Source organism: Micrococcus lacusdianchii (genome assembly GCF_023155805.1).
GTDB classification, from domain to species: Bacteria; Actinomycetota; Actinomycetes; order Actinomycetales; family Micrococcaceae; genus Micrococcus; species Micrococcus lacusdianchii.
On the sequence record NZ_JAKNUW010000031.1, the window covers coordinates 1 to 12072 of the forward strand.

Here is a 12072-nt window from a genome sequence, read left to right on the forward strand (position 1 = left end):
ACTCCACGATCGGCCAGGTGAGCCCAAATAGCTACGAGAACGCCTACGACGCCGCGAGGTCAGCTACCCTCACGGAAGCGGCATAACCGAACCGACACCGTGTCCACGATCAAGGGTCAAGGCCCGGGTACCGCGTTCAGCCGCGAGACTGGTGAGCGACTGCTGGCCGACGGTGATGTCGCTGTCAGTGAACGTGGTTCTTGTCGGCCAGGTCGGGGTGTCCTGGTACAGCTCGGCGAGCGCCATCGCTCGGGATGAGATCAGGGTGTGCAGGACACTCATGAGGCACTCGCGAGTTCAAGGATGCGCGGCATGGGGGCCGCGACAGTTTTCACCGGCAGTTGCGGGCGTACGTCGCGGAGGGCGACAGCGCCGGCGCAGGGAACGGCGAGCAGGTCGCCCTGGTGGAGCTCTCCGGGGAGGGTGACGCTTGGGTACGGCCAGGGTGCGGCGCCGGATTCGCCGGGGATGAGTTCGATGGTGGTGTTCTTGGCGGTCGAAGTGCGTCCGATGAGTCGGCACTCGTCCCAGCGAGGGGCGACGCGGTCGAACCCGCAGTCGGTGAGTGCGACCTGCTTGCCCGCTTCGGTGTCGATGCGGAGGGTGATCCGGAAAATCAACACGGTCACGTCGTTTCCGATGCCGTGGGCGCGAGCCTGTGCCGGCTTGGGGTGCGGCAGGTCTCCCGTGAGTAGCGCCGGGGTACCGGTGATCTCCACCAGTCTCGTCAAGGACACCCCGCCCACCACGACGTCGGAGATCGTGGGCACGGTGTGCTCCGGCCAATGTCGGGGTTCGAGAGGGTCGGGGATGCTGCGTCTGAGGGTGGGCAGGATCGCGGTGAGAGTCATGCGTCAAGTCCTACGCGGGCATCGAGCGGTACGAAATGGTCCCTCACAGAACTCATGCGCTCACACCGGCAGACCCTAACAGGACCGGCCGGATCGGCCTGTGACCCGCATCGGAGGCGACGGGGGGCATGTCACCGGGGTGTCGTGTTAGCGGGATGTCAGAGTCGCGCTGATCCTCGTATGGGTTCCGTTAGGACGCCTGTTTCGTAGGGTGCGCCGGGTGTTTGATCGGGAGTTGCGCCCGCATTCTCGGGTCGTGCGGCTAGTAGTCCTGCTGTCGCTTGTTATCCGAATGGAGCTTGTTGTGCTTGACATCGTCTACGTGCTCGGCGTGATCGCCTTGTTCGTCGTCGTCGGGCTGCTGGGGAAGGCGGTGGAGAAGCTGTGATCGTCTTTGAACTTCTCGCCGCCGGCCTCGGGGTCGCGGCGATCGTGTATCTCGTGTTCGCTCTGGTGAAACCGGAGCGCTTCTGATGACCTGGATGTACGCGCTCCTCGCGCTCGCCACCGTCGCCATCATCCTGGGTGTGCTCTATCGTCCACTCGGCGACTACATGGCGTGGGTATACACGTCCCGCAAAGACTGGAAGATCGAACGCGGAATCTACAAGGTCATCGGCGTCGACTCGAAGACCGAACAGACCTGGCCGGCCTACCTGCGCAGCGTCCTCGCATTCTCTGCGATCGGTGTGCTGATCGTCTACGGCCTGCAACGCCTCCAGCAATGGCTGCCCTACTCGTTGGGCCTCACGGCCCCGTCCGAGCCACTGTCGTTCAACACGGCTGTGTCGTTTGTGACGAATACGAACTGGCAATCCTATTCCCCCGAGCTCACTGTCGGCTACACGGTTCAGTTCGCGGGCCTTGCGGTGCAGAACTTCGTTTCCGCCGCGGTGGGCATCGCGGTCGCGATCGCGCTGGTGCGCGGTTTCGCGTACCGCCGCTCTGGCACGATCGGAAACTTCTGGGTCGATCTGATCCGCGGCGCCCTGCGCATTCTGCTGCCCATCGCGGTGATCGGTGCGATCGTGCTGATGATCGGCGGGGTGATCCAGAACTTCAACGGATTCACCACCGTCACCACCCTTACCGGCACCACGCAGACCATGCCCGGCGGACCAGTCGCATCGCAGGAAGTCATCAAGCTGCTTGGTACCAACGGTGGCGGATTCTTCAATGCGAACTCGTCACACCCGTTCGAGAACCCTACCCCGTGGACGAACATCTTCGAGATTCTGCTGATGCTGGCGATTCCGTTCTCCCTGCCCCGTACCTTCGGCCGCATCGTCGGCGACAACCGTCAGGGCTACGCGATCCTGTCCGTGATGGCGATCTTGTACGTCGCGTCGTTCAGCATCCTCACCGCGCTCGAGTCCGCAGGCATGGGCACCGCCCCGGAGCTTGCGGGCGGGGCGATGGAAGGTAAGGAGCAGCGGTTCGGGATCGTCGGATCAACCCTGTTCGCCACCACCAGCACCGGGACCTCCACCGGCGCGGTGAACTCGATGCACGACTCGTACACGGCGTTGGGCGGGATGATGCCGATGCTGAACATGATGCTCGGCGAGGTCACCCCCGGTGGTGTCGGGTCCGGCATCTACGCGATCCTGATCCTCGCGGTCATCGCGGTATTCATCTCGGGTCTGCTGATCGGACGCACCCCGGAGTACCTGGGCAAGAAGATCGGCCCGCGAGAGATCAAGCTCGCCGCGCTCTACATCCTCGTCATGCCCACCCTGGTGCTGGCCGGGACGGCGATGAGCTTCGCGATCCCCGGCATCCGGGAAGAGGTGGAGAGCACGTCGATCTGGAACCCCGGCATCCACGGCATGTCCGAGGTGCTGTACGCGTTCACCTCCGCGGCCAACAACAACGGATCAGCGTTCGCAGGCCTCACCGCGAACACCCCGTGGCTTAACACCGCACTGGGCTTTGCCATGCTGCTGGGCCGGTTCGTGCCGATCGTGTTCGTCCTCGCCCTGGCCGGCTCCCTCGCCGCGCAGGACAAGGTCCCCACGACGTCCGGCACCCTGCCCACGCATCGTCCGATGTTCATCGGACTGCTCACCGCAGTGACGGTTCTCGTGACCGCACTGACCTTCTTCCCCGTTCTCGCGCTAGGACCTCTAGCGGAAGGGCTGATGTAAACCATGTCCACCATCACCGAACCCCGCCCCCAGACGGCGGAAACCCCCACCCGGAAGGGCGGGTTCACCTGGGAACAGGTCCGGGCCGCGCTCCCTGGTGCGTTCCGGAAACTCAACCCCAGAGAACAGTGGCGCAACCCCGTCATGTTCCTCGTCTGGGTGGGAGCTGCCCTCACCACGGTCCTCGCGATCAGCGAGCCGTTCATCGGCGGCCCGGCTGATTCCGGCGGCACGGTCGTGCCGTGGCAGTTCACGTGGGCGATCGCGGTGTGGCTGTGGCTGACCGTGCTGTTCGCGAACCTCGCCGAATCCGTTGCCGAAGGCCGCGGCAAGGCGCAGGCGGAAACGCTCCGCAAGACCCGCACCAGCACGATGGCCAACCGCGTCACCTCCTACGACCCGGCCACCGATGCGGCCGCTGAGCGGGCCGCGACCACGCAGACCTCCTCCTCAGACCTCACCCTGGGGGATGTGGTGGTCGTGGCCGCGGGCGAGCTGATCCCCGGCGACGGCGACATCGTGTGGGGCATCGCGTCGGTGGACGAGTCGGCCATCACCGGCGAGTCCGCACCCGTGGTCCGCGAGTCCGGAGGAGACCGATCCGCCGTGACTGGCGGCACCCGGGTGCTGTCGGACCGGATCGTGGTGCGCATCACCTCCAAACCGGGTGAGACGTTCGTGGACCGGATGATCTCCCTCGTCGAGGGTGCGAGCCGGCAGAAGACCCCGAACGAGATCGCGCTGAACATCCTGCTCGCGTCGCTGTCGATCATCTTCGTCGTCGTCGCACTCACGCTGAACCCGATCGCGTCCTATGCGGCCGCCCCGGTCAGTGTGACCGTGCTTGTCGCGTTGCTGGTGTGTCTCATCCCGACCACGATCGGCGCCCTGTTGTCGGCGATCGGCATCGCGGGGATGGACCGGCTCGTGCAGCGCAACGTGCTGGCGATGTCCGGGCGTGCGGTCGAAGCCGCCGGAGATGTCACCACACTCCTGCTGGACAAGACCGGCACCATCACCTACGGCAACCGGCGCGCCTCCGAGTTCGTGCGCCTCGGCGGGGTGCGCGAGCAGGACCTCGTCCGCGCGGCGGCGCTGTCCTCGCTGGCAGACCCGACCCCTGAGGGCGTGTCGATCGTCGAGCTCGCCGAGCAAGAACATGGGGAGTTCGACCGGAACACCACCGGGGAGATCGTGCCGTTCACGGCCCAGACCCGCATGTCGGGGCTGGACCTGCCCGACGGCACCCAGATCCGCAAGGGCGCCGGTTCCGCCGTCATCGCCTGGCTGGAAGAAGGTGGGAGGCGCCTGCCGTCATCCCTGCTCGCCGAGCTGGACGAGTACGTCGAACGCATCTCCCAGTCCGGTGGCACCCCGCTGGTCGTCGCGACCAAGGACGCCGCCGGGGAAGGGAACCTCCTGGGTGTCGTGCACCTGAAGGATGTCGTCAAGGAGGGGCTGCCTGCGAAGTTCGCCGAGATGCGGTCAATGGGTATCCGCACCGTCATGATCACCGGCGACAACCCCCTCACCGCGGCCGCGATCGCGAAAGAGGCAGGTGTCGATGACTTCCTCGCCGAAGCCACCCCCGAGGACAAACTCGCCTACATCCGCAAGGAGCAGGAGGGCGGCAACCTGGTCGCGATGACCGGCGACGGCACCAACGACGCCCCTGCGCTCGCGCAGGCCGACGTCGGTGTCGCGATGAACTCCGGCACGTCAGCGGCGAAAGAGGCCGGCAACATGGTCGACCTCGACAGCGACCCGTCGAAGCTGATCGATGTGGTGCGGATCGGGAAGCAGCTGCTGATCACCCGTGGGGCGCTCACGACGTTCTCCATCGCCAACGACATCGCGAAGTACTTCGCGATCATCCCGGCGATGTTTATGGGCGTGTTCCCGCAGCTCGCCGCTCTCAACATCATGGGGCTGCACTCGCCGGCCTCGGCGGTGCTGTCGGCGATCATCTTCAACGCGATCGTGATCGTCTTCCTCATCCCGCTGGCCCTGCGTGGGGTGAAGTACCGGCCCGGGAACGCGTCCAGCATCCTTGGCCGAAACCTCGCCGTCTACGGCCTCGGCGGCGTGATCGCCCCCTTCATCGGGATCTGGCTGATCGACCTCGTCGTCCGCCTCATCCCCGGCTTCTGAGCCTTCTGAGAAAGAGATCATCATGAACACACAAGCTCGCGGAGTCGGGCGCACCATCTGGGTCGCCACCCGCGCCATGACCCTCCTCACCCTCGCCTTGGGGGTCGGGTACACCCTCCTCATCACCGGCATCGGACAGCTCGCCCTCCCCGCCCAAGCCAACGGGTCGATCGTCACCAACGAAGACGGTGCCCCTGTCGGATCTACCCTGATTGGACAGTCGTTCACCGACGAAGACGGGAACCCGCTGCCGGAGTACTTCCAGCCGCGCCCGTCCGCCGCCGGCGACGGGTACGACGGGGGCGCCTCGTCCGGGTCGAACTACGGACCGGAGAACGAGGAGCTCATCGCCGCGATCACCGAGCGCAAGACCCAGGTCGCGGAGTTCAACGGTGTCACCGAAGACGAAGTACCCGCCGACGCGGTCACCGCCTCCTCCTCGGGACTCGACCCGCACATCAGCCCCGCTTACGCGGCGCTCCAGATCGCCCGTGTCGCCGAAGCCCGCAGCATCCCCGCAGAGCAGGTGCGGGAGCTGGTCGAGGCGCACACCCAGGGCCCGGACGCAGGCTACCTGGGAGAATCGAGGGTGAACGTTCTGGAACTGAACATCGCCTTGGACAAGTTGGAGGGCTGATCATGCCGAAACGGGGGCAGCTTCGGGTCTTGCTCGGCGCTGCCCCCGGCGTCGGCAAGACCTTCACCATGCTGGAGGACGGTCGGCGCCTGCTCGCGGACGGGAAAGACGTCGTCGTCGGGATCGTGGAAACCCACGGACGTGCCGCGACCGCAGCCATGACCGAGGGATTTCCCAGTGTGCCCCGCACACGTGTTGAGCATCGCGGGGTCACTCTCGAAGAGATGGACCTGGAAGCGTTGCTTCACCGCAAGCCCGCTGTCGCGCTGGTCGACGAACTCGCGCACACCAACGCGCCCGGGTCGAAGAACGACAAGCGCTGGCAAGACGTGGAAGAGCTTCTCGCGGCGGGGATCGATGTGATCTCCACCCTCAACATCCAGCACATCGAGTCTTTGAACGATGTCGTTGAGCAGATCACCGGCGTGCCCCAGCGCGAGACCGTCCCGGACAGCTTCCTGCGCGGCGCCGAGCAGATCGAGGTCGTCGATCTCGCACCCCAAGCCCTCCGGGACCGGCTCAGCGGCGGGTTCGTGTACCCCGCTGAACGCATCGATGCTGCCCTGTCGAACTACTTCCGACTCGGGAACCTCACCGCACTGCGCGAACTCGCCCTCATCTGGCTGGCCGACGAAGTCGACCAGGCATTGAAGGGATACCGCAAAGACCACGGCATCGACAGCACCTGGGAGGCCCGCGAACGTGTCGTCGTCGCCCTCACCGGAGGTCCGGAGGGCGAAACGCTGCTGCGCCGCGGCGCACGCATCGCCGCCCGCTCCGCCGGCGGAGAGCTCATCGCCGTGCACATCACCAGCCAAGACGGGCTCCGCTCCGGCGACCCCGCCACCCTGGCCGAGCAACGGGCACTCGTTGAGAAACTCAACGGCACCTACCACCAGGTCATCGGCGAAGACATCCCCACCGCGCTGGTGGAGTTCGCCCGCTCCGTCAACGCCACCCAACTCGTCCTCGGAGCCAGTCGCCGCGGACGCATCACCTCCGCGTTCACCGGCCCCGGCATCGGCGCGACCGTGGTCCGCGAGTCCGGCGAGATCGACGTGCACATGGTCAACCACGCCGCCGCCGGGAGACGCCTCACCCTGCCCCCGCTCACCGGGGCACTCACCCGCAAACGCCGCATCCTCGGGTTCGTCGTCGCCCTCCTCGGCGGCCCTGCCCTCACTGCACTGCTGACTCTCTTCCGCAGCGAAGACTCCATCACCACTGACGTTCTGTCCTATCAGCTTCTCGTCGTCATCGTCGCCCTCGTCGGAGGCATCTGGCCAGCCCTTTTTGCTGCGGTGCTGTCCGGGATCACCCTCGATTTCCTGTTCATTGAACCGCTCTACACCATCCACATCCACCAGCCCCATCACCTCCTCTCCCTCATCCTCTACGTCGTGATCGCAAGCCTGGTGAGCTTCATCGTCGACCGTGCCGCCCGTTACACCCGTGCCGCACGCAGATCCGCCGCCGAATCCGAACTCATCCAAACCATCGCCGGCAGCGTCCTGCGCGCAGACGACGCGATCCAGGCGCTCATCGACCGCACCCGTGAGGCATTCCAACTTCCCGGCGTCCGCCTCATGCGCGGCGAGGATGTGCTCGCCCAGTCGGGTGAACCGCTGCCCGACAATCACCACACCAGCATTCGCGTCACCGACGACACCACTCTGGAACTGCACGGCCCTGATCTCGCCGCGGCGGAACAACGCCTCCTCGCGGTCGTCACCGCCCAACTCACCGCCGCCCTCGAACACCAGCACCTCACACAGACGGCTAAGCAGATCGAACCCATCGCCGCATCCGACCGGGTACGCGGCGCCCTCCTCTCCGCTCTCAGCCACGATCTGCGCCGCCCCCTCGCAGCCGCAGCCGCAGCGGTCGGCGGGTTGAAGGCGGCCGGCCCCGATCTGGCGTTCGCCGACAAGAAGGAACTCCTCGACACCGCCGATGAGAGTCTCGCAGCCCTCGCAACTCTCGTCACCGACCTCCTAGACGTCAGCCGCCTCCAAGCCGGGGTCCTCACAATCGCCGACATCCCCACTGACCCGGCGGAGACCATCGCCCCAGCCCTCGACGAACTCCACCTCGGCCCTACCGACGTCACCCTCAACCTCGCCCACGGCGACGCGCTCGCCCACGCCGACCCCATACTCCTGCAACGAGTCCTGGTGAACCTCCTCGCCAACGCCCACCGCTACACCCCGGCCGGCACACCGATCCACGTCAGCACCAGCACCTTCGGTGACCGGCTCGAGATCCGCATCATCGACCGCGGCCCCGGCATACCGCCCGAGAAGCTGGACGACATCTTCCTGCCCTTCCAACGCCTCGGCGACACCGACAACACCACCGGCCTCGGTCTCGGCCTCGCGCTCTCCCGTGGGTTCATCGAAGCGATGCACGGCACCCTCACGCCCGAGGACACCCCCGGTGGCGGGCTCACCATGGTCATCTCCCTCACCACCACCTCAACAACAAGCAGCAGCCGGGAGCAGCCTTGAGAATCTTGATCGCCGACGACGACCCGCAGATCCTCCGCGCCCTGCGGATCACCCTCGCCGCCAAGGGCTACCAGATCTTCACCGCCGCAGACGGTGCCGAAGCGATCACTGCCGCCATTGACCACCACCCCGACATCTTCCTCATCGATCTCGGCATGCCCAAGCTCGACGGCATCGAAGTCATCCACGGCATCCGCGGCTGGTCTCAGGCACCCATCCTCGTCGTCTCCGGACGCGCCGGCGCCGCCGACAAAGTCGAAGCGCTCGACGCAGGCGCGGACGATTACATCACCAAGCCCTTCGCCGTCGAGGAGCTCCTCGCCCGTATCCGCGCCCTTACCCGGAGAGTCCCCCCAGAAGACGCCACCCCCGTCGTCCACCTCGGTGCGGTAACCATCGACCTCGCCGCGCACAGCGTCACCCGCGACACTCCCGACGGGCAAAAGCAGATCCGCCTTACCCCCACGGAATGGCAGTTCATCGACATCCTTATCCGCAACGCCGGGAAGCTCGTCACCCGTCAAACCATCCTCACCACAATCTGGGGCACTGAACACGCCGAAGACACGGGCTACCTCCGCCTCTACGTCTCCCAACTGCGACGCAAGCTCGAAGAAGACCCCGCCAACCCGGTGCATCTCCTGACCGAGCCGGGTATGGGCTACCGTCTTGACGGCATGACCACCTGACCTCGGGACACCGACGCGACCATGAGTATCTTCGACACCATCGGCATCATCGGTGAGCTGCTGTCCTGGATCGGTGCGATCATCGGCGTCCCTTTCGCCATCGCCGCCCTCATCATCCGCGCCGTCGACGGGCCCCGCCACACCACGAACGTCACCATCGTCGAGGGCCTCGACCAGAGACCGATCGCGATGTGGAGCGTGCAGGACCGCACCTACACGCGCCCCCTCACAGCACGCGACGAGATCCGTGACCGCGACTCGACAAGCGTCACAGGTTTCGTATCAGAACGCGATCCAGAGAGGCTTGAACTTCATAAGCGCTCCCACGCTGAGCGGTTATGCCGGACCCTCGCGGTCACCATGCTGAGCACCGCAGTAGTGGGATTCATCGCTTCGCTTCAACCGGGGACTGTCTGAATAACGGTGTGTGGGGTCCGGCCTGATCCGAAAGGAGATGGCAGTGGCTGACACGACCGAGATGTTGGATGACGCGATGATTGATCCCGTGACTGGGGAGATCATCGATCACAAGGAGCTCGCCGAGCGGTTGCTCGCGCAGGCCAAGGAGCAGGGCGTGAGTTTGGTGGGCCCGGGAGGGCTGCTGAATCAACTCACGAAGAGCGTGCTCGAATCAGCGTTGAACGCGGAGCTGACGGAGCACCTGGGCCACGGTCACGGTGAGACGCCGATGGCCGCGAATATGCGGAACGGGACGCGGGTCAGGACAGTGCTCACCGAGATAGGCCCAGTGCAGATCGAGGTCCCCCGGGATCGTGATGGTTCGTTCGAGCCGGTCATTGTCCCGAAGCGAAAGCGCCGGCTCGAGGGCGTCGACCAGATCGTGCTGTCCCTCTCTGCGCGGGGGTTGACGACGGGCGAGATCGCGGCGCATTTCGACGAGGTCTATGGCGCGAAGGTGTCCAAAGACACGATCAGTCGGATCACGGAGAAGGTCGCCGCCGAGCTCGCGGAGTGGTCCTCCCGACCGCTGGACGCGCTCTACCCGGTGATCTTCGTCGACGCGATCGTGGTCAAGGTCCGAGACGGGCAGGTCCGCAACACCCCGTTCTATGTCGTGATGGGCGTCACCACGGCCGGGGAGCGGGAGATTCTGGGGATCTGGGCCGGTGATGGCGGCGAAGGGGCGAGGTTCTGGCTGCAGGTATTCACCGAGCTGAAGAACCGTGGCGTCGAGGACGTCCTGATCGCCGTCTGCGACGGTCTCAAAGGGCTTCCGGAAGCGATCAACACGACGTGGGAGCAGACGGTCGTGCAGCAATGCATCGTTCACCTGATCCGCAACAGTTTCCGCTACGCCGGCCGCCAGCACCGCGACGCGATCGTGAAGGCCCTCAAACCGGTCTATACGGCACCCAGCGAGCAGGCCGCGAAGGACAGGTTCGAGGAGTTCTCGGCGGAGTGGGGCGGGCGCTACCCGGCGATCATCCAGCTCTGGCGCAGCAGCTGGGCGGAGTTCGTGCCGTTCCTCGAATACGACGTCGAGATACGGCGGGTGATCTGCACGACCAACGCGATCGAGTCGATCAACGCCCGCTACCGGAGGGCGGTCCGCGCGCGCGGCCATTTCCCGAACGAGCAGGCCGCGTTGAAGTGTCTCTACCTCGTGACCCGCTCACTTGACCCCACCGGCGGAGGCAGGGCACGCTGGGTGATCAGGTGGAAGCCCGCTCTCAACGCGTTCGCGATCACCTTCGCCGGACGGTTCGAGAGAACCACCTAATGATGAAAACCGCCGGATCCCACACACCGTTTATCGGACAGTCCCTTCAACCGATGTTCTGGTGACAGACAGACCCATCGATGTGGTGAGTCCAGTGCGAGGTCAGCGTTAGGGTTCTCGGTCCGCATCGTATGGGTACCGTTAGGGGTACTCGATTCTCGGGGGCGCCTAGCCTTCGATTAGCGAGTATGACGGTCGATGGTCGACAGGACGTATTCACGAGGCCCAACGGTGTGTCGTTGGCGCCGGTGGCCACGTTTTCGCCACTCCTCGCCCGAACCCAGGTCGCACACGCGCCGGTTGACCCGATCGCTTTTGATTGTCTCAAGTTCATCGTCGTTCGCGCGGGCAGAGCTCGACTGTTCAGTGAGTTTGGCGTGCACTTCGTCAGCATGGGTGACGTTGTGATTCTGGCAGCGAACACTCTCTTCGGTGCTGAGCCCGAGGGGTGGATTTCGACCACGACGCTCTACCTTGACCGAGACTATGTCATCGATCAGGTGTTCTGGCAGTACGCGTCCCGGTTCCATGAGCGGCTCGACGCCAGCCAGTTTCTTGACGCCCATTATGCAGAACCCACCCAGGTGGTCCGTATCGGTAAGCACCGGGCGGGATTGCTGATGCCATGGCTCGATGAGTTGGTCGCATTGAGCGTAGACGGCCTTCCTCCTGATCGGTTCTATCGAGCGCAATCGCTCGTCTCCGCCGTGTTCGACGTTCTGGTTCCGTTCATTGTGGTTGCCAATGAGGGGGCAGCTGGCGCGCGGCGACGTGCATCGGCGCCCACCGTGCCACGTCATCGTCAATTCCGTCCGGTGCGTCCAGAGGTTCTTGAGGTAGCGCAGGTCTTGCGTGCGGAGTTGGATCGGCACTGGACTGTGACTGAGCTCGCAGCCCGAGCGCACTTGTCCGTGTCTCAGTTGCGGCGGGTGTTCGTCGAGGCCTTTGGCAAGTCGCCGATCTCCTACTTGACGATGCTTCGTGCCGAGCGAATGGCCCACCTACTGCGCGTGGATAACACGCCTATCTCAGAGATCGCGGCCCAGGTGGGGTGGGGGGACCCCGACTTCGCTGCGCTTCAGTTCCGCCGGAGTGTCGGCGTTTCCCCCAGCGAGTACCGCAGAATCAGCGGGGTCGTCCCGCCCCTCAACCCTGAGTGAACGCGCGTCTTGCCGGGTGAAACGCTCATCTTTTTGCGCACGGATCACCAGCACTCTCCCGAGGCGCTTGACCCCTGATCTTGGACACGCTGATTCCAGCACGATGATGGGGAAGCGAGAATCCAAGGGATGGCTAGGAAGAACTACACGGACGAGTTCCGGCAGCGGGCGGTGGACTTGTACGAGTCG

The 12072-nt window shown here is 65.1% G+C and carries 11 protein-coding genes; 9 read left to right on the forward strand and 2 right to left on the reverse strand.

The annotated features are described in order from the left end of the window. Positions 1-69: 69 nt before the first annotated feature. Positions 70-282 (reverse strand): hypothetical protein, encoded by a 213-nt coding sequence (locus tag MA879_RS11780; protein ID WP_248126695.1) that lies wholly within the window; start codon positions 280-282, stop codon positions 70-72. After that, positions 279-851, reverse strand: a complete 573-nt coding sequence (locus MA879_RS11785) for a hypothetical protein (RefSeq protein ID WP_248126698.1) — start codon at positions 849-851, stop codon at positions 279-281. The genes MA879_RS11780 and MA879_RS11785 overlap by 4 nt, the downstream gene beginning before the upstream one ends. A 384-nt stretch (positions 852-1235) precedes the next feature. Here MA879_RS11785 and MA879_RS12570 point away from each other — a divergent pair, with 384 nt between their 5' ends. The 9 genes from MA879_RS12570 to MA879_RS11830 all read left to right on the forward strand — a co-directional run bounded on the left by MA879_RS12570 (position 1236) and on the right by MA879_RS11830 (position 11883). After that, positions 1236-1325, forward strand: coding sequence for a potassium-transporting ATPase subunit F (locus MA879_RS12570; RefSeq protein ID WP_035731468.1), 90 nt, complete (start codon positions 1236-1238; stop codon positions 1323-1325). After that, a complete protein-coding gene (gene kdpA / locus MA879_RS11795) occupies positions 1325-2998 on the forward strand; it encodes a potassium-transporting ATPase subunit KdpA (RefSeq protein WP_248126701.1) in 1674 nt (557 codons plus the stop codon). The genes MA879_RS12570 and kdpA overlap by 1 nt, the downstream gene beginning before the upstream one ends. 3 nt (positions 2999-3001) lie before the next feature. Then, on the forward strand, positions 3002-5149 hold the full coding sequence (kdpB, locus tag MA879_RS11800; protein WP_248126704.1) for a potassium-transporting ATPase subunit KdpB: 2148 nt from the start codon (positions 3002-3004) through the stop codon (positions 5147-5149). A 22-nt stretch (positions 5150-5171) separates the two neighbouring features. Continuing rightward, the gene (gene kdpC / locus MA879_RS11805; RefSeq protein WP_248126707.1) at positions 5172-5786 is read left to right on the forward strand and encodes a potassium-transporting ATPase subunit KdpC; all 615 of its coding nucleotides are present in this window, start codon (positions 5172-5174) and stop codon (positions 5784-5786) included. 2 nt (positions 5787-5788) lie between these two features. Then, on the forward strand, positions 5789-8293 hold the full coding sequence (locus MA879_RS11810) for an ATP-binding protein (protein ID WP_248126710.1): 2505 nt from the start codon (positions 5789-5791) through the stop codon (positions 8291-8293). Continuing rightward, positions 8290-8982 (forward strand): response regulator, encoded by a 693-nt coding sequence (locus MA879_RS11815; RefSeq protein WP_248126713.1) that lies wholly within the window; start codon positions 8290-8292, stop codon positions 8980-8982. The genes MA879_RS11810 and MA879_RS11815 overlap by 4 nt, the downstream gene beginning before the upstream one ends. Positions 8983-9003: 21 nt before the next feature. Continuing rightward, entirely contained in the window at positions 9004-9399 is a 396-nt protein-coding gene (locus MA879_RS11820; protein WP_248126717.1) for a hypothetical protein, read from the forward strand. A gap of 76 nt (positions 9400-9475) precedes the next feature. Then, positions 9476-10723, forward strand: coding sequence for an IS256 family transposase (locus tag MA879_RS11825; protein ID WP_248126723.1), 1248 nt, complete (start codon positions 9476-9478; stop codon positions 10721-10723). Positions 10724-10911: 188 nt separating this feature from the next. Then, complete coding sequence (locus MA879_RS11830) at positions 10912-11883, forward strand: helix-turn-helix domain-containing protein (protein ID WP_248126720.1); 972 nt, start codon at positions 10912-10914, stop codon at positions 11881-11883. Positions 11884-12072 lie beyond the last annotated feature (189 nt).

What these genes read in the sequence shown, in the direction of transcription:
- MA879_RS11830 (WP_248126720.1), top strand. Translation starts at nt 10,912, where the DNA reads ATGACGGTCGATGGTCGACAGGACGTATTCACGAGGCCCAACGGTGTG.
- kdpB (WP_248126704.1), top strand. Translation starts at nt 3,002, where the DNA reads ATGTCCACCATCACCGAACCCCGCCCCCAGACGGCGGAAACCCCCACC.
- MA879_RS11825 (WP_248126723.1), top strand. Translation starts at nt 9,476, where the DNA reads ATGATTGATCCCGTGACTGGGGAGATCATCGATCACAAGGAGCTCGCC.
- kdpC (WP_248126707.1), top strand. Translation starts at nt 5,172, where the DNA reads ATGAACACACAAGCTCGCGGAGTCGGGCGCACCATCTGGGTCGCCACC.
- MA879_RS11785 (WP_248126698.1), bottom strand. Translation starts at nt 851, where the DNA reads ATGACTCTCACCGCGATCCTGCCCACCCTCAGACGCAGCATCCCCGAC.
- MA879_RS11810 (WP_248126710.1), top strand. Translation starts at nt 5,789, where the DNA reads ATGCCGAAACGGGGGCAGCTTCGGGTCTTGCTCGGCGCTGCCCCCGGC.
- MA879_RS11820 (WP_248126717.1), top strand. Translation starts at nt 9,004, where the DNA reads ATGAGTATCTTCGACACCATCGGCATCATCGGTGAGCTGCTGTCCTGG.
- kdpA (WP_248126701.1), top strand. Translation starts at nt 1,325, where the DNA reads ATGACCTGGATGTACGCGCTCCTCGCGCTCGCCACCGTCGCCATCATC.
- MA879_RS11780 (WP_248126695.1), bottom strand. Translation starts at nt 282, where the DNA reads ATGAGTGTCCTGCACACCCTGATCTCATCCCGAGCGATGGCGCTCGCC.